This window comes from Citrobacter sp. JUb117 (genome assembly GCF_024809055.1).
GTDB classification, from domain to species: domain Bacteria; phylum Pseudomonadota; class Gammaproteobacteria; order Enterobacterales; family Enterobacteriaceae; genus Citrobacter; species Citrobacter gillenii.
This window is the reverse complement of sequence record NZ_JANUFB010000003.1, coordinates 373414-391309: the sequence shown is the minus strand read 5'-3', so window position 1 is coordinate 391309 and position 17896 is coordinate 373414. Positions and strand designations below refer to the sequence as shown.

19 protein-coding genes are annotated in these 17896 nt (G+C 52.8%); 4 read left to right on the top strand and 15 right to left on the bottom strand.

All coding sequences use genetic code 11. From position 1 onward, the window contains the following. Window positions 1-100 precede the first annotated feature (100 nt). The 11 genes from M2374_RS09220 to M2374_RS09170 all read right to left on the bottom strand — a co-directional run bounded on the left by M2374_RS09220 (window position 101) and on the right by M2374_RS09170 (window position 8161). A complete protein-coding gene (locus tag M2374_RS09220; protein WP_115257427.1) occupies window positions 101-466 on the bottom strand; it encodes a DUF805 domain-containing protein in 366 nt (121 codons plus the stop codon). Between the two features lie 863 nt (window positions 467-1329). Further along, window positions 1330-2316 carry a glutathionyl-hydroquinone reductase YqjG gene (yqjG, locus tag M2374_RS09215; protein ID WP_096755575.1) on the bottom strand — a complete coding sequence of 329 codons (987 nt, stop codon included), beginning with the start codon at window positions 2314-2316 and terminating at the stop codon, window positions 1330-1332. A 71-nt stretch (window positions 2317-2387) separates the two neighbouring features. Then, window positions 2388-2780 (bottom strand): DoxX family protein, encoded by a 393-nt coding sequence (locus tag M2374_RS09210; RefSeq protein ID WP_135324236.1) that lies wholly within the window; start codon window positions 2778-2780, stop codon window positions 2388-2390. Between the two features lie 218 nt (window positions 2781-2998). Next, complete coding sequence (locus M2374_RS09205; protein ID WP_096755577.1) at window positions 2999-3298, bottom strand: YqjK-like family protein; 300 nt, start codon at window positions 3296-3298, stop codon at window positions 2999-3001. Beyond that, window positions 3298-3693, bottom strand: coding sequence for a phage holin family protein (locus M2374_RS09200; protein ID WP_096755578.1), 396 nt, complete (start codon window positions 3691-3693; stop codon window positions 3298-3300). The genes M2374_RS09205 and M2374_RS09200 overlap by 1 nt, the downstream gene beginning before the upstream one ends. Before the next feature lie 2 nt (window positions 3694-3695). After that, window positions 3696-4001, bottom strand: coding sequence for a YqjD family protein (locus M2374_RS09195; protein WP_096755579.1), 306 nt, complete (start codon window positions 3999-4001; stop codon window positions 3696-3698). A 33-nt stretch (window positions 4002-4034) separates the two neighbouring features. Beyond that, window positions 4035-4403 (bottom strand): DUF1090 domain-containing protein, encoded by a 369-nt coding sequence (locus M2374_RS09190; protein ID WP_096759327.1) that lies wholly within the window; start codon window positions 4401-4403, stop codon window positions 4035-4037. Between the two features lie 147 nt (window positions 4404-4550). After that, window positions 4551-4934: an EnvZ/OmpR regulon moderator MzrA gene (gene mzrA, locus M2374_RS09185; RefSeq protein ID WP_096755580.1), complete on the bottom strand. Its 384-nt coding sequence runs from the start codon at window positions 4932-4934 to the stop codon at window positions 4551-4553. A gap of 3 nt (window positions 4935-4937) precedes the next feature. Next, on the bottom strand, window positions 4938-5600 hold the full coding sequence (gene yqjA, locus M2374_RS09180; RefSeq protein ID WP_045447871.1) for a DedA family general envelope maintenance protein YqjA: 663 nt from the start codon (window positions 5598-5600) through the stop codon (window positions 4938-4940). 350 nt (window positions 5601-5950) lie between these two features. Beyond that, on the bottom strand, window positions 5951-6727 hold the full coding sequence (gene exuR / locus M2374_RS09175) for a transcriptional regulator ExuR (RefSeq protein WP_096755581.1): 777 nt from the start codon (window positions 6725-6727) through the stop codon (window positions 5951-5953). 132 nt (window positions 6728-6859) lie between these two features. Next, complete coding sequence (locus tag M2374_RS09170; protein WP_096759328.1) at window positions 6860-8161, bottom strand: MFS transporter; 1302 nt, start codon at window positions 8159-8161, stop codon at window positions 6860-6862. 473 nt (window positions 8162-8634) lie between these two features. On the opposite strand from M2374_RS09170, the gene uxaC reads away from it, so the two are divergent. The 3 genes from uxaC to M2374_RS09155 all read left to right on the top strand — a co-directional run bounded on the left by uxaC (window position 8635) and on the right by M2374_RS09155 (window position 12323). After that, a complete protein-coding gene (gene uxaC / locus M2374_RS09165; RefSeq protein ID WP_096755582.1) occupies window positions 8635-10047 on the top strand; it encodes a glucuronate isomerase in 1413 nt (470 codons plus the stop codon). A gap of 13 nt (window positions 10048-10060) precedes the next feature. Beyond that, window positions 10061-11548: a UxaA family hydrolase gene (locus M2374_RS09160; RefSeq protein ID WP_174361199.1), complete on the top strand. Its 1488-nt coding sequence runs from the start codon at window positions 10061-10063 to the stop codon at window positions 11546-11548. A 220-nt stretch (window positions 11549-11768) separates the two neighbouring features. After that, entirely contained in the window at window positions 11769-12323 is a 555-nt protein-coding gene (locus tag M2374_RS09155) for a YgjV family protein (RefSeq protein WP_115257430.1), read from the top strand. A 16-nt stretch (window positions 12324-12339) separates the two neighbouring features. Here M2374_RS09155 and sstT read toward each other — a convergent pair whose 3' ends face one another. From sstT to M2374_RS09135, 4 genes are all read right to left on the bottom strand, one after another. After that, a complete protein-coding gene (gene sstT, locus M2374_RS09150) occupies window positions 12340-13584 on the bottom strand; it encodes a serine/threonine transporter SstT (protein ID WP_096755585.1) in 1245 nt (414 codons plus the stop codon). A gap of 244 nt (window positions 13585-13828) precedes the next feature. Beyond that, window positions 13829-14797 (bottom strand): TerC family protein, encoded by a 969-nt coding sequence (locus tag M2374_RS09145; protein WP_137400186.1) that lies wholly within the window; start codon window positions 14795-14797, stop codon window positions 13829-13831. A 270-nt stretch (window positions 14798-15067) separates the two neighbouring features. Then, the gene (locus tag M2374_RS09140; RefSeq protein ID WP_096755587.1) at window positions 15068-16066 is read right to left on the bottom strand and encodes a Gfo/Idh/MocA family protein; all 999 of its coding nucleotides are present in this window, start codon (window positions 16064-16066) and stop codon (window positions 15068-15070) included. A 69-nt stretch (window positions 16067-16135) separates the two neighbouring features. Further along, window positions 16136-16639, bottom strand: coding sequence for a M48 family metallopeptidase (locus M2374_RS09135; protein WP_117342711.1), 504 nt, complete (start codon window positions 16637-16639; stop codon window positions 16136-16138). An 84-nt stretch (window positions 16640-16723) separates the two neighbouring features. Between M2374_RS09135 and rlmG the strand changes: the two genes are divergently transcribed. Next, complete coding sequence (gene rlmG, locus M2374_RS09130; protein WP_115257432.1) at window positions 16724-17860, top strand: 23S rRNA (guanine(1835)-N(2))-methyltransferase RlmG; 1137 nt, start codon at window positions 16724-16726, stop codon at window positions 17858-17860. The last annotated feature ends 36 nt before the right edge of the window (window positions 17861-17896 follow it).

Genomic DNA, 17896 nt, shown 5'->3' with positions numbered 1-17896 from the left:
GTTAAGCCGGATGCGGTGCAAGCACCTTATCCGGCCTACAGGACGGAGTATGCTGTAGGCCTGATAAGCGCAGCGCCATCAGGCATCTCTACGTGCTACGTCAGGACAGTTGTTTAGGGTCTGCACCGAAGCGGTTGCTACCCGGCGTGCCGTTCTGACAGTTGAAAATAATGATAACCAACCAGCCAATAATGGGGATCAACAAGATCAGCAGCCACCATGCAGAACGGTCGGTGTCATGCAAACGACGGAACTGCACTGCCCACCATGGTATAAATACCAGTACACCATAAATCGTCGTTAATACGCCTTCTCCCCCGGCGCGTTGCCAGCCAAGCATGTTGTCCAGGATGCTGAGTACGAAAGAAAAGATGATGTTGACCAGAACAAACATCCAGTACTCTTTGCGCCGAGCCCGGCCGCCAAAACCAAAATAGTTCTTAAGAACGTTTAGATACCAATCCATTTGCGCCTCATTTTGCGTTCAATCACTTGTTTTTAAAGTAATCAAATTAAGAATAGCTGCGAATGAAATGGTGGTAAATATTTGTCGTATTAATTATTTGGTCCCCTGATGGGTAATACTTATCAGTGAACGCTTCAGTTTCAGAAAGTATCAACCTGTGTTGGCGGAAGTAATGAATATACGCTCTCAGAGAAAGGGTTCCGTTCACCTTATGTTCATCGCTTCTCTTAAGTATTGGTTCATGTGAACGTGTAAAGGGCGTTCTCCGCCACGCCCTTTACAATCCCGGCTCCCGGCGGGAAAATTGCCACTTCGTGGTTCCCTCCGCTTTTTCCTTCAGGCTTTCGGGCCGGGCGCGATGTAACGTCCCTGTAAAGCGCGCCCTGAACCCGCATCCCTGCGGGTTCTCCCGGCCTTACGGAAACACGTCGGCAATTTTCAACCGGACCAGCCACGCCTGACTACCGGTATTTTTATTTGAATATATCTGAACAGCATAAGAGATTTAACTGAAAGTCAGAGAGTTGAAGCGATGACCCATGTCCGGCTGAAAATCGATGAGTCGTTGACGGCTGACCGGGTCTGCCCGCAGGGATGCGGGCAGAGGGGACGGCCTGCAAGGATGCAGGCTCGGCCCCGACCCGACAGGCAGACGGCATAAGACGAATGAATCGCGTAGCGACGATTTTCCCGCCGGGAGCCTGGGTTGCAAGGGAGGCGGCGGTGAGCCTCCCTTGCACGTTCACGGGTAACGGCGTTTCAGAGAAATGACACAGCTGAGGTGAACGGAACCCTGAGCAAAAATCACATGTTCGCCATTCATGCTTAACGAATCGGCATTACCCCAAAGGGACCTGTGTAAATCATGCGAAACGGCTGTCTCGTCCATGTGGCTCGCTGAGATCCTGCCATGGCCCGATTGAAATAATACCGGTCGGATTGATGGTTTTGTGGCTACGGAAGTAGTGATGACGGATATGGTCAAAATTGACGGTCTCCGCAATGCCCGGCATCTGGTAAATATCGCGCAGGAAACCGTACAGATTCAGGTAGTCACTGATGCGGTGCTTATCGCACTTGAAGTGGGTAACATACACCGGATCAAAGCGTACCAGCGTGGTCCACAGGCGAATATCTGCCTCGGTCAACTGGTCGCCGGTCAGATAGCGATGCTGACCCAGAATCTGCTCCAGTCGCGCCAGTGAGTGAAACACTTTATCAACCGCCTCATCATATGCCTCCTGACTGGTGGCAAAACCGGCTTTATAGACGCCATTATTGACGTTGTCATAAATCCAGCTGTTCAGCTCGTCAATTTTACTTTGCAGGGCCGGCGGGTAGTAATCACCGGCTTTGGCGCCCAGTGCATCAAACGCCGTGTTAAACATGCGGATGATCTCCGCCGATTCATTACTGACGATGGTGTGATTCTTTTTATCCCACAGCACCGGTACAGTGACGCGGCCGCTGTACTGCGGGTCGGCGTGCAAATAGAGCTGATAGAGAAACTCGTGCTGGTAGAGCGTATCTCCCGTGGCGGCCGGGAAATTATCATCAAACGTCCAGCCGTTCTCTAGCATCAGCGGATGCACAACGGAAACGGAGATAAATGGCTCCAGACCTTTGAGCGTGCGTAGAATCAGCGTGCGATGCGCCCACGGACAGGCGAGGGAAACGTACAGGTGGTAGCGGTCTTTTTCGGCGGCAAAACCGCCTGTGCCGGTCGGGCCAGGCTCGCCATCCGCGGTGAGCCAGTTACGGAAAGCCGATGCAGAACGTTGAAATTTTCCCCCGGTAGATTTTGTGTCATACCAGGTGTCATGCCAGACGCCGTCAATAAGTTGTCCCATGGTTTTGCCTCCTCAGATAGCAAAAGCGAGGAGATGTCTCCTCGCTTTTTGATGCGTTTAGTATAGCTTGCTTACCACTTTTTATTCAGTACGCGGTCAATGCTGAATGCGCCTGGACCGGTGATAGCCAGCAGCAGGAAACCGCCTGCGATGGTTAAGTTTTTCATGAACATCAGCGAGTTCATCCCTTCCGCAAAGTTGCTGTGGAAGATGAACGCGGTCAGCACCGTGAAGCCTGCGGTAAACAGCGCGGTAGTACGGGTCAGGAAGCCGAACAGAATGGCCAGGCCGCCGCCGAACTCAAGCAGAATAACCAGCGGTAACATGAACCCCGGAACGCCCATGGCTTCCATATATTGTTGGGTACCCGCATATCCGCTGATTTTTCCCCAGCCTGCAGAAATAAACAGGATTGGCATCAGAATGCGCGCTACCAGTACACCAACATCTTCTAATTTTTTCATCGTACTCTCCAGGAAACCACTCAGGCGGCTGATTTTGTTTTTTGTTGCATTAACGCTGTATAGGGCGTTGTTGCTGTCGATGGAGAGAATCATAAACGTGACGAATGACAATTGTTAGCAAGGAAAACTGTCAGTATTTTTCAAAAATTTTGAGTGAAGGGGGGAGAGAGAATGAAGTAGGCCTTGCTATCAGGCCTACGTGGGGAGAACAGAAGAGATTAACCGCGCAGTTGCTGCTGTCTGATGGTCGCTTTGACCAGTCGCCAGGCGCTCCAGACGCTAAAGCCGCGTTTGGCCCAACGGACGAGCATATTTGGGTGGCGAATAGTACGAACGGCTATGATGCTGCTGCCAACCAGTATCCACGAGCGCAGGTTCAACAGCGTGTTCCAGCCGCGATCGTATGCAGCAGTGACCTCCAGCCAGTCGCGGCGGGTGGCGGTCAGATCCAGCCGTTGCTGCTGGATCTGACTAAGCAGCAGCGCCTTACGTTTTTCGCGTTCGACTTTACTGCTCATTATGCATCATCCTCCAGGGCCTGCCTGTCGTTAGCAAGTTCATGGCGGGTATGACGTAACAGCGTTGACTTACGGGCTTTACGTAGCGTCCATATCCCGCCAATGAGCGCCAGAAGCAACAGCACAACGGTGGTGGCTATCATCGCGTTGAGACGGTACTGAGGGTCAATGGCCCAGATGATAAGCACCATCAGGCTCATCAGGCCAAATGCTGCGAACAGCATAGTTAGCCCCAGCATCAGCAGTAGCTGAAAGAGGTTGGCTTTTTCCTCTTCCAGTTCAACAACGGCCAGACGTAACCGGGTCTCAACTATCTCGACGAGGATCGTGATGATCCGTTGTCCGATACCCAGTACGTTTTTGCCTGGACCTTGTGCGTGATCGGAGTCCGCCATTGTTAGCGGCGCGACAGCAGTACGCCAAGCACCACACCGACCGCAGCGCCAATACCGACGCCTGTCCATGGATTTTCGCGTACGTAGTTGTCGGCTTTTGCCGCGGCTTCGCGAGTTTGCTTAGCAATCACATCGCTGGTTTCACCCAGGCGATTGCGGCTCTCTTTCAGCGCGCGTTCTGCTTTACTGCGAATTTTACTCAACTCTTCTTTCGACTTATCGCCAGAGGAGCTCAGTACCTCTTCAAGCGTATCCGCAAGGGATTTCAGCTCAGCGCGCAGGTGTTCCGTAGCATTATCTTTTGACATAGTTTTCTCCAGGTGAGTGGGTCGTTACCGTACTTAGTAATCGCGTGACTCGAGTTCTTTCAGTTCAGTCTGAGCTTCGGCAAGCTTGCGCTCGCGTTTGGTGATTTTATCTGTATCGCCTTTTTGTTTCGCCTCGGCGAGATCACGTTTACGCTCGGCGATCTCATCTTTCTGTTCTGCAATTTTTTTCTGATGCTCGGCACGTAGCTTGCTGTCAGAACAATTGGCCCGGACTTCGCTCAGGGCCTTGTTCAGGCCGTTGATACGACTCTGATTGTTGTGCTTTTCGGCATAGCTAATCTCCCGCTGAATATCGTGTTCTTTTTCCTGACAGAGGGTGTTGGCGTAGCTGCTGGCACTGAGAGCGAAAAGGGTAACAGCCAAAGCGATGCGGTATTTCATACTTGAACCTTCCATTGTGATTCGACCCGGTAACGCGAGGGTCGTTGCTCCAGATAAAAAAGCGTGGGCCATAAACCCAGCTTATTAATCATAGGCACTAAACGGCGAAATCACCAAAGTGGGTGAAATAATTCAGATTCCTGGAAGTTAACCAAAACGGTGTGGGTTATCACGCAAACGTGATAACCACTGCACTGCCTGATTATCATCATCCTGTTGGGCGATGACGAAGCCATGCGGCAACGTTCTGTCGAGAACGACCTTCGCGGCTGCGCTTTGCGCGCTGGAATCAAAGGTGATCAGCAGCGCATCATTTTGCGGGGTAATGCTTTTAAAGCGAATGCCGTTGGCATCCAGATGATGCCAGATAGAAAAACCGTCTGGCATGCTGGCGCCCTGATTAACGGCGCGAATGGCTAGCGTCGACTCCTGCTGACGAATGGCAGACCAGGTCAGGATAAGCGCGCCTAAAAACAGGATAAAGGTGGTTGTCCAGGCCAATCGTCGGAGCGTTATGCGTGGTAGCAGCATAATTTATCCCCGGTTCCCGTATTTCTTTTTCCATAAAACAACCAGTGAACCGGCGAGGCCAAACACCAGTAAAACAACGGGAAGCAGCATCAGGCACGACATTAACTGATCTTCGTACTTGAGGAACACCGGCGTTTTGCCCAGCAGATAACCGAGTGACGTCAGGATCAAGACCCACAGCAGTCCGCTCATCCAGTTGAAGAACTGAAAGCGCGCATTGTTCAGGCCGGAGAGTCCTGCAATGGTCGGCAGCAGCGTTCTGACGAAGGCAATGAATCGCCCGACCAGCAACGCAGACAGGCCATGTTTATGGAACAGATGGTGCGCGCGCTGATGATAATGCGCGGGAAGATGAGAAAGCCAGTTTTGCACGATGCGGGTATTCCCCAGCCATCGTCCCTGGATGTAGCTGACCCAACAGCCGAGGCTGGCCGCGGTGGTGAGGAGCAGCACCGTTTGTGGAAAGCCCATTGCGCCTTTAGCAATAAGCACGCCGACCAGCACCAGTAAGCTGTCACCAGGTAAAAAGGCCGCAGGAAGCAGCCCGTTTTCCAGAAACAAAATGGTAAACAGGACAAAATACAGCATGCCAATCATCGACGGATTGGCCAGAGTTTCAAAATCCTGAGCCCACAAGGCATTCAGTAATTGAGTCAGTAGTTCCATTCAGTATTCCTGGAGAAATCGGTTGTCGTCATGCCGGTTTTCTGGAGTTTGTAACGCCGCAATATTATTGATCTTTTTTTGCATGTATCGCGGTCTGACACAAATTCACGGCCTGAACTGTTCCCTGTTAAGTTGCAAAGTAAGCAAGCACTGATACACAAAAATTCAAAACGCATGTAATTGTAACAAAGGTCAACGTAGTCCGTTATAGAAATTACGGTCGCTGAACCGTGATTTTGCTTATCGCAAAGGAGGGTGGCGAGAGGATTTACACAGGCTGACACTTTATACCTAATGCTTACCGAGCGTCAGAAACAGGCGCCCTGGCGCGCCTGTGAATATGAGAACGCTTATTTTGCCCCGTTAGCGGCCGTATCCAGATGAACCACCGGATTATCGGTAAAAAGATAACGGTCGGCGTTGAACTCAAAATCATCGCTGGTTTCGTTAAACAGCATCTGTTTGGTGTTCTCAAGGTGCTGCCACATCGCCAGTTTGGCAGCATGAGGATCTTTACGGATTAATGCCCGTAGGATCTGGTCATGGTCATCGCACCAGTTATCTACCGTGCGCAGGTCGATGTGATCGTGCAATTTCTTCCAGTACGGGTTGTGAACACGCTGAGTCCACATTTTTTCAACAATCGCCGCCAGTGCGGTATTTTGCGTTGCCAGCGCCACTTGCACATGGAACTGGAGATCCCACTCGGAGTCACGGAAGCTTTTTTCGTTGCGCGACTTCTCCTGGATTTCCATCAGTTTCATGATGTCCTGTTTGGTCACCTGGGTGGCGGCAAACTCGGCAATATTGCTCTCTATAAGCTGGCGTGCCTGCAGCAGTTCAAATGGACCGTAGCTGGCAAACTCAAGATTGGCATCTGGCGCGACGTAGTGTTTTGGCTGGTTAGAGATGACGTGGATCCCGGATCCTTTACGCACCTCAACGTAGCCCTCAACCTCGAGCATGATAATGGCTTCACGGACCACGGTACGGCTGACGTTCTTTTCATCGGCGATAAAGCGCTCGGCGGGAAGTTTTTCACCCACCAGGTAAACACCCTGCTCAATGCGCGCCTTCAGATCGGCAGCAAGTTGTTGGTACAAACGTCGTGGTTCGGTGATTTCCATATGCGCTCCAGGCATGATACGGCAGACTCTATTTGTTATACCACTTTTGCGAATTTGGCTCCACTTGTGACGATAAAAAAGCCGCCAGAACGCTGGCGGCTTTGAACGTATTTCGTTGGTGATTGAGTCAGGTCAACTTTGTGGTGCGGGATCGCCGGTTTGCGGTCCCGAGTCGACCTCGCTGGCCGGTTTGTTTTGCAGCACCGTCCAGATGACTAACGCACCGAGCAGGTCGAATACTGCCAGTACCGCAAACAGTGGGCTAAAGCCGATGGTGTCAGCCAGGGCGCCCACGACCAGCGCAAACAGGGTGCTTGCCAGCCAGGCAGACATCCCGGTCAGACCGTTCGCTGTAGCCACTTCATTACGACCAAAGACGTCAGAAGAGAGGGTGATCAGCGCACCGGACAGGGCCTGGTGAGCAAAGCCCCCGACGCACAGCAGCGCGATGGCAATATACGGGCTGGTAAACAGACCAATCATGCCCGGGCCAATCATCAGGAATGCGCCCATGGTGACGACCATTTTACGTGACACAATCAGGTTGACGCCGAACCAGCGCTGGAACAGCGGCGGCAGATACCCACCAACGATACAGCCGAGGTCAGCAAACAGCATGGGCATCCAGGCGAACATGGCAATTTCTTTCAGGTTAAAGCCGTAAACTTTAAACATGAACAGCGGGATCCAGGCGTTAAAGGTACCCCAGGCCGGCTCAGCCAGGAAACGCGGCAGTGCAATGCCCCAGAACTGGCGGTTACGCAGGATCTGCGCGACGGACATTTTCTTCGCCGTGCCGTTTTTATGCTGTGATTCCTGGCCGTTGAGAATGTAATCACGTTCTTCGTCGGACAGTTTTTTCTGATCGCGTGGGTGTTTGTAAAACACAAGCCAGCACATGGCCCAGATGAAGCTCAGGACACCAGAGATAATGAACGCCATCTGCCAGCTGTGCATCACGATGGCCCAGACTACCAGCGGCGGCGCAATCATCGCGCCAATAGAGGAACCGACGTTAAAGTAACCGACGGCAATGGAGCGCTCTTTGGCCGGGAACCACTCCGAGCTGGCTTTCAGACCCGCTGGGATCATCGCCGCTTCAGCAGCACCGACCGCGCCTCGCGCCAGCGCCAGTCCACCCCAGCTTCCAGCCAGTGCAGTCGCGCCACAGAAGACGGCCCACAGAACGGCGAACATCGCGTAACCTATTTTTGTTCCCAGCACGTCCAGAACGTAGCCAGCAACGGGTTGCATAACGGTGTAAGCAGCAGAGTACGCTGCGATGATATAGGAATACTGTTGAGTGGAGATGTGTAACTCTTCCATCAGCGTTGGCGCAGCTGCCGCCACAGTGTTACGCGTCAGGTAACCCAGCACGGTGCCAAGCGTCACCAGTGCGATCATATACCAACGTAACCCTTTAATTTTACGCATGTAAAACCTCATCGTTTTGTTATTTCCGCGAACGAGCGGTCATCTTCCTGTGTAGGGCGGAGGATGTTCTTTTTACGAAAGGGGTGACCGAAAAAAACCGGTACTCCCCGAACTTTGCCATTTAAAGAATCGTGCTAATTCGGTTTCCGTACCGGTCAATCCGATGGTGGACCATCGGTAATTTGCATTCCGTCGGCTTATGTATTGCGACGGCAAAAAGATAACTTGTCATACAGCTTTAAAAGGTGAGTGCCATCACAAAAGTGTGAATCTTCGTGTGGTCATTATTTCGATTCAGCAAAGCCAGTACTGGCGCGGGCTGGCGTAAGATTTACCTCTTTGAGAGTAATTTTTTTGTCGCCATTTGTTGATCTAACTCACGAAAATATCTTCAGTTTGTGGAAATTGGTGTGATAACTTTGTCAGCATCAAAACATAAGCAATCTGACGCACTCGCTGAGAGGAAGACGATAATGACCCCGTTTATGACTGAAGATTTTCTGCTGGATACCGAATTTGCCCGCCGTCTGTATCATGATTACGCCAAAGATCAGCCAATCTTCGATTACCACTGCCATCTGCCGCCGCAGCAAATCGCGGACAACTACCGTTTTAACAACCTGTATGACATCTGGCTGAAAGGCGATCACTACAAATGGCGCGCTATGCGTACTAACGGTGTTGCTGAGCGCCTGTGTACCGGCGATGCGTCCGATCGTGAGAAGTTTGACGCCTGGGCCGCGACGGTTCCGCACACTATTGGCAACCCGCTTTACCACTGGACGCATCTTGAACTGCGTCGCCCGTTTGGTATTACAGGTAAGCTGCTGTCGCCTGCGACGGCGGATGAAATCTGGAATCAGTGCAATGAACTGCTGGCGCAGGAACAATTTTCCGCGCGCGGCATCATGCAGCAGATGAACGTGAAAATGGTCGGTACCACTGACGATCCGATTGATTCACTGGAACATCACGCCTCGGTCGCCAAGGACAGCACCTTTGCCGTCAAAGTGCTGCCGAGCTGGCGCCCGGACAAAGCCTTTAATATTGAGCAGGCGACCTTTAACGACTACATGACGAAGCTGGGTGAGGTGTCCGACACCGATATCCGTCGCTTCACCGATCTGCAAACCGCGCTGACCAAACGCCTGGATCACTTCGCTGCACACGGCTGTAAAGTGTCTGACCATGCGCTGGATGTGGTGCTGTTTGCTGAATCTAATGAATCTGAACTCGACAACATCCTGACGCGTCGTCTGGCCGGTGAAACGCTGAGCGAGCATGAAGTGGCGCAGTTTAAAACGGCCGTGCTGGTGTTCCTTGGTGCGGAATATGCCCGTCGTGGTTGGGTCCAGCAGTACCATATTGGCGCACTGCGTAATAACAACCTGCGTCAGTTCAAACTGTTGGGGCCGGACGTGGGCTTTGACTCGATCAACGATCGTCCGGTTGCGGAAGAACTCTCCAAACTGCTGAGCAAGCAGAACGAAGAAAACCTGCTGCCAAAAACTATCCTGTACTGCCTGAACCCGCGCGACAACGAAGTGCTGGGCACCATGATCGGCAACTTCCAGGGCGAAGGTATGCCGGGAAAAATGCAGTTCGGGTCCGGCTGGTGGTTCAACGATCAGAAAGACGGAATGGAACGCCAAATGACGCAGTTGGCGCAGCTCGGTCTGCTGAGCCGTTTTGTCGGCATGCTGACCGACAGCCGTAGCTTCCTGTCATATACGCGCCATGAATATTTCCGCCGCATTCTGTGCCAGATGATTGGCCGCTGGGTTGCCGCGGGTGAAGCCCCGGCAGATATCCAGTTGCTGGGTGAAATGGTGAGAAATATCTGCTTCAACAATGCGCGCGATTATTTTGCCATTGAACTGAACTAAGGTCCGGGTTGATATGCAATACATCAAGATCCATACGCTGGATAACGTTGCGGTTGCGCTGGCCGATCTGGCGCAAGGCACGCAGGTTAGTGTAGATAACCATACCGTAACGCTACGACAGGACGTTGTACGTGGACACAAATTTGCCTTGAGCGATATTGCTCAGGGTGAGAACGTCATTAAATATGGCCTGCCGATTGGCCATGCTCTGGCGGATATTGCGGCGGGTGAACATATCCATGCTCACAATACGCGCACCAATCTGAGCGATCTGGATGAATATAGCTATCAACCCGACTTTCAGGAACCTGAGGTACAACCGGCAGATCGCGATGTGCAGATCTACCGTCGTGCCAACGGTGATGTCGGGGTGCGTAACGAACTGTGGATCCTGCCGACCGTCGGCTGCGTTAACGCCATGGCGCGTCAGATGCAGACCCGCTTCCTGAAAGAGACCAACGATGCTGAAGGCATCGATGGCGTTCATCTTTTCAGCCACACCTACGGCTGCTCGCAGCTGGGTGACGATCACATCAACACCCGCACTATGCTGCAAAACATGGTGCGTCACCCGAACGCGGGGGCGGTGCTGGTGGTGGGGCTTGGTTGTGAAAACAACCAGGTGGATGCCTTCCGCGAAACGTTGGGCGAGTTCGATCCTGAACGCGTGCACTTCATGGTCTGCCAACATCAGGAAGACGAAGTGGAGGCGGGGATCGAACATCTCCATCAGTTGTACAACGTGATGCGCCACGATAAGCGTGAGCCGGGTAAACTGGGCGAGTTGAAGTTTGGTCTGGAATGCGGCGGGTCTGACGGCCTGTCCGGCATCACGGCTAACCCGATGCTGGGACGTTTCTCCGACTATGTGATTGCCAACGGTGGCACCACCGTGCTGACCGAAGTTCCGGAAATGTTTGGCGCTGAGCAACTGCTGATGAGCCATTGCCGTGACGAAGAGACGTTTGGCAAGCTGGTGACGATGGTCAATGACTTCAAGCAGTACTTCATTGCCCACGACCAGCCGATTTATGAGAACCCGTCACCGGGTAACAAGGCGGGGGGCATCACCACGCTGGAAGATAAATCACTGGGCTGCACGCAGAAAGCGGGTTCCAGCCAGGTTGTCGATGTATTGCGTTACGGCGAACGGCTAAAAACGCACGGTCTGAATCTGTTAAGCGCACCGGGGAACGACGCCGTTGCCACCAGCGCGCTGGCGGGTGCTGGCTGCCATATGGTGCTATTCAGTACCGGTCGCGGCACGCCTTACGGCGGCTTTGTACCGACGGTGAAAATCGCCACGAACAGCGAGCTGGCAGCGAAGAAAAAGCACTGGATCGATTTTGATGCGGGACAGCTGATCCACGGTAAAGCCATGCCTCAACTGCTGAATGAGTTTGTCGATACCATCGTCGAGTTTGCTAATGGTAAGCCGACCTGTAACGAACGTAATGACTTCCGCGAGCTGGCTATTTTCAAAAGTGGCGTAACGTTGTAATAATTGTACAGGCCTACGCGATCAGTAGGCCTGATAAGCGTAGCGCCATCAGGCATAAACCGTTGCCGGATGGCGGCGTAAACGCCTTATCCGGCCTACATGCTTGCCGCCTTGCTGTCGCACGAAATCTATTGGGTAATCGAAATAGAGTAGATTTTAAAAACGGCGTTTCATAATATGAGGCGCCGTTTGTTTTTGCATTTCCTCACAAGGATTTTTCATGACCGCGTATTGGCTGGCCCAGGGCGTAGGTGTCATCGCCTTTCTGATCGGGATTACCACCTTTTTCAACCGCGATGAGCGCCGCTTCCGGCTGCAGCTTGCCGTCTATAGTGCCACTATCGGGGTACACTTCTTTTTGATGGGGGCCTGGCCCGCGGGGATGAGTGCGGAGCTAAACACCATCCGAACCCTGGTCTCGATGCGCACCCGCAAACTGTGGGTGATGACCGTTTTTATCGTTCTCACGCTGGTTCTTGGGTTGGCGAAACTACAGCATGCGATGGAGTTACTCCCCATTATTGGCACGCTGGCCAGCACTTGGGCGCTGTTTCGCTGTAAAGGATTAACCGTCCGCTGTGTGATGTGGTGCGCGACCGCCTGCTGGGTGGTGCATAATTTCTGGTTGGGATCGATTGGCGGCACGATGATTGAAGGCAGTTTTCTGGTGATGAACGGCCTGAATATTATTCGTTTCAGACGCATGCAAAAACGGGGGATAGATCCCTTCAAAATTGAAAAAAGCGTACAGAAAGAAAACCCCTCCGCACCATGACGGAGGGGAAAAGTGATTAGCCGCGCAGGGCGTTGTTTGCCAGACGTTCGTCTTCAGCCTGGCAGGCTGCAGCGGTAAACAATACGTCGGTTGAGGAGTTCAGTGCGGTTTCACAGGAGTCCTGCAACACGCCGATAATAAAGCCGACGGCAACTACCTGCATGGCGATATCATTCGGGATACCGAACATATTACACGCCAGTGGGATCAGCAGCAGAGAGCCACCCGCCACGCCAGATGCGCCACAGGCACAAAGCGATGCCACGACGCTCAACAGCAGCGCAGTCGGTAAATCAACCGGGATCCCCAGTGTATTCACCGCTGCCAGCGTCAGCACGGTAATGGTGATCGCCGCGCCAGCCATGTTGATGGTTGCACCCAGTGGGATAGAAACCGAGTAGGTATCGCGGTCCAGATTCAGCTTCTCACACAGCGCCATATTCACCGGAATGTTGGCGGCAGAGCTGCGGGTAAAGAAGGCATACACGCCGCTTTCACGCAGGCAAGCCAGCACCAGCGGATACGGGTTGCGACGAATTTTCCAGAACACCAGCAGCGGGTTGACCACGAACGCCACCAGCAGCATACAACCTACCAGCACTGCCAACAGCTGCGCATAGCCCCACAATGTAGCAAAACCCGTGGTGGCAAGCGTGGAGGAGACCAGGCCGAAAATACCGATAGGGGCGAAACGAATCACCAGTTTCACCATAAAGGTGACGGCGTTGGACATATCGTTGACCAGATTCTTGGTCGTTTCATTCCCGTGGCGCAGGGCAAAGCCCAGGCCGACGGCCCATACCAGAATGCCGATATAGTTCGCGTTAAGCAGGGCATCAATCGGGTTCGACACCATACTCATCAACAGCCCACGCATCACTTCGACAATGCCTGATGGTGGCACAATATCGTTAGCGCTGCTGGCAAGATGCAGTGTCGAGGGGAAGGCAAAGCTGAACACCACTGCCGCTAATGCCGCGGAGAAGGTACCGAGCAGGTAGAGGAACAGAATCGGACGGATATTAGTTTTTTGCCCATGCTGATGGTTCGCAATAGAGGCCATTACCAGCATCAGAACCAGGATGGGAGCGACGGCTTTTAATGCGCCGACGAACAGGGTGCCCAGCAAACCAGCGGCTTCTGCAGCCGGTTTTGAGATCAGTGCCAGCGCAATCCCCAGTACTAAACCTATCAAAATTTGCTTAACAAGGCTCCCTTGCGCCAAACGCGAGATCAGCCCCGACGAACGTTGCGTAGTCATTTCGTAATCCTTTTATTGTGTTGTCGCCTGACCCTTGTGCGTTCTATAGACGCATCTTTCAGAGTGAGGCAAATGTTTGCATGGCTGAGTATAAGGAAAGAACACGCTTCGGGAAGCGAAATATCCTGGATTTTACGCTGAGATCATATTTTATAACTTTGAATTAACATTGTGATGACATGTTAAACAAAAAGCCCGACGCACACACAGTGGGCGTCGGGCTTTGTAGGCTAGTGGATGAGTGTTACTGCGTTTGCTGCTTTTTATCGTGCTGGTGGTTGACCCACGCATTCACAATCAGCGTCACAAACAGGATCCCGAACACCACGCCTAACGAGATAGCGATAGGGATATGGTAGAAGTCGACAATCAGCATCTTGATGCCGATAAACACCAGAATGATCGACAGGCCGTACTTCAGCATCGAGAAACGCTCCGCCACGCCGGCCAGCAGGAAGTACATCGCACGCAGACCAAGGATGGCAAACAGGTTAGAGGTCAGTACGATGAACGGGTCGGTGGTCACGGCAAAGATTGCCGGAATGCTGTCGACGGCAAAGATAACATCGCTCAACTCAACCAGAATCAGCACCAGCATCAGCGGCGTAACGAACAGCAGACCGTTTTTACGCACGAAGAAATGCTCGTTCTCGATGGTGTCGGTCATACGCAGATGACCGCGCAGCCAGCGCACTAACGGCCTGTCGCCAATGCCGGAAGCATCATCTTTTGCCAGCGCCATCTTCACGCCGGTAAACAGCAGGAACGCGCCGAACACGTACAGCAGCCATTCGAACTGGGTGATAAGCCAGCTGCCCGCGAAGATCATGATGGTACGCAGAACAATCGCCCCCAGCACGCCATACACCAGCACTCGACGCTGCAACGCTGGCGGCACCGAGAAGTAGCTAAACAGCATCAGCCAGACAAAGACGTTATCCACCGCCAATGATTTCTCGATCAAATAGCCGGTGAGGAACGCCAACGCCTGCGGGTCTGCGACCGCACGCCCCTGGGTTTCAGCCAGATACCACCAGAATACGGCGTTAAACAGTAACGACAAGGTGACCCAGACGATTGACCAGGCAGCCGCCTGCTTCATTGACATCGTATGCGCGCCGCGACGACCCTGCAACAGCAGGTCGATGGCCAGCATAATCACCACTACAACAGCGAAGCCACCCCATAACAACGGTGTGCCGACAGTATTCATTATATTTCCCCATGCATAAAAAAACGGCCAACGCCGAATGACGTTAGCCGCTGCTTTTCATGCATAGACCTTGCCATTCGGCAAGGTCTCACTTACAACAACAAAGGAATACGTTGACGTATTCCTTTGTTATCGCCCGGCGACCGGATGTGGTTTTTCACACATCGTAATGACGATCAACCGACAACGAAGTTACTCCCCTTTGCGGGTAACAAAGTATTACAGGCCACGCTTTCAGTCAATGGCCTGCAACATTTGTTTTACACAGTTTTACGCAATCAGCGACGTATTCGCGCTATCTGCTGGGAAAACGACGCCGGTCTGGCGGCGAATTTCCGTTTGCAGCTTAGCGGTAATGCGACTGACAGCCAGTGCCGGGTGATCCACTTCGCCGGATTCAACCAGATGAGCAAAGCGCTCTGCCTCATACAGCATAGTATTGATGTGCTGAGGCACCGTCAGATCCTGCGTTTTTCCACCACGCGGAACAAAACAGACTTTCTGGCATTCGGAGATTTTCTCAATGACCAGTGACCCTGATTCGCCCTGAATCTCGCTGGCCAGCACCGAGTCGCTCACTTTGGAATGCTGTAACGTGACGCTGAAATCACCGTAGTTCAGCACCACAACGCCGTGGGCATCAACACCGCTTGCCAGCAGGCTGGCGCTGGCCTGTACGCTCTGCGGTTCGCCCCACAGCGCAACCGCCGAAGCCAGGCAGTAAAAGCCGATATCCATAATCGAGCCATTTGAGAACGCTGGATTAAAGGTATTCGGGTTTTCACCGTTCAGATAACGCTGGTAGCGTGAAGAGTACTGGCAGTAATTGATAAACGCCTTTCTGACATTTCCTACCTTGGGCAGAGATTGCTGCAGCAGCAGGAAATTGGGCAGGCAGGCGGTTTTAAACGCCTCAAACAGCACCACCTGATTTTCCCGAGCGCAGGCGATAGCGGCATCGACTTCTGCCAGGTTTGATGCCAGCGGTTTCTCACAAATGACGTGCTTTTTATGGCGTAAGAACAGCTCGGTCTGCGGGAAGTGCAGAGAGTTTGGGCTGGCGATATACACTGCATCAATAGCGTCACTCTGCGCCATTGCATCCAGCGAAGTAAACAAATGCTCGACGAGATAATCGTTAGCGAAGCTTTGCGCCTGTTCAAGGCTGCGGGAATAGACTGCGGTTAACTTATATTTGCCGGTTTCATGGGCGGCATCCACAAACTGGCGGGTGATCCAGTTTGTGCCAATCACTGCGAAACGTATCATAAAGGCCTTCAGGCTGCGAAAAGGGATCCTTGCGCCAATTTAGCATGCCTTGCTGACAAAGCCAGTGCGCTACTGCGCAGTTTGCTTTAGCGATTGTTGCGTTAACCACAGGCGGGTGTCGAACTCCAGTTGGTGATACTGAGGTTCCATATGGCAGCACAGCTGGTAAAACGCTTTGTCGTGTTCTTTTTCTTTCAGATGCGCCAGTTCATGAACCACGATCATGCGTAAAAAAGGTTCCGGGGCGTTGCGAAATACGGTGGCGACGCGAATTTCCGCTTTTGCTTTCAGCTTGCCGCCCTGCACGCGAGAGACGGCAGTATGCAGTCCAAGCGCATTCTTCAACACGTGGATCTTACTGTCATACATCACTTTATTGAGCGGTGGGGCATTGCGCAGAAACTGACTTTTCAGATCCTGGGTATATTGCCAGAGCGCCTTATCGGTCGCGAAGTCATGCGTACCCGGATAACGCTTTTCCAGGACCGCGCCCAGACGTTGTTCGCTGATCAAGGTTCGAACCTGATCAAGTAAATGCTCCGGGTAGCCCTGCAGATAGGTCAACTGACTCATTTGTGCCCCATATAAAGTATAAAAAGTGTATACTCACGCACCCTTTTCAGGGATACGCCGAAATTTTACCATTCAGGAGGGCCGATGAGCCACATAGACAACGGTTTCCGTTCGCTGTCACTTAAACGTTTCCCGGAAACGGATGACGTTAACCCGCTGCTGGCGTGGGAAGCTGCAGATGAATATCTGCTGCAACAGCTGGACGATACCGAGATTTGCGGCCCGGTGCTGCTCCTGAATGATACCTTCGGTGCGCTGGGCTGTGCGCTGGCGGAACATTCGCCGTACAGCATTGGCGACTCCTATTTAAGCGAACTGGCGACGCGTGAAAACCTGCGTCATAACGACATTGCCGAATCCAGCGTCCAGTTCCTCGACAGCACGGTCGATTACCCACAGGCGCCGGGCGTGGTACTGATTAAGCTGCCAAAAACCATGGCGCTGCTGGAACAGCAGTTGCGTGCGTTACGCCTGGTCGTCACGCCGCAAACGCGTATTATCGCCGGGGCGAAGGCGCGCGATGTGCATACCTCGACGCTTGAGCTGTTTGAAAAGGTGCTGGGCCCAACCACCACCACGCTGGCATGGAAAAAAGCCCGTCTGATCAACTGCACGTTCAGCAATCCTGAGCTGGCTGACGCCTCACAAACGCTGAGCTGGAAGCTGGAAGGCACCGACTGGACGATCCACAATCACGCTAACGTCTTCTCCCGTACCGGGCTGGATATTGGCGCACGTTTCTTTATCGAACATCTGCCGGACAATCTGGAAGGTGAGATTGTCGATCTCGGTTGCGGTAATGGCGTAGTGGGTCTGACGTTGCTGGAGAAGAACCCGCAAGCGAGCGTGGTGTTTGTGGATGAATCGCCGATGGCGGTGGCGTCCAGCCGCCTGAACGTGGAAACCAACATGCCAGACGCGCTGGACCGCTGCGAGTTTATGATCAACAACGCGCTGTCTGGCGTGGAACCGTTCCGCTATAACGCTGTGCTGTGTAACCCGCCGTTCCATCAGAAGCACGCGCTGACCGATAACATCGCGTGGGAGATGTTCCACCACGCCCGCCGTTGCCTGAAGATTAACGGCGAGCTGTATATTGTGGCGAACCGTCATCTCGACTACTTCCACAAGCTGAAGAAGATTTTCGGCAACTGCGAAACCATCGCCACCAACAACAAATTTGTGGTGCTGAAAGCGGTGAAATTAGGGCGTCGCCGCTAATCGCTGATGCCGGATGGCGGTTAACACCTTATCAGG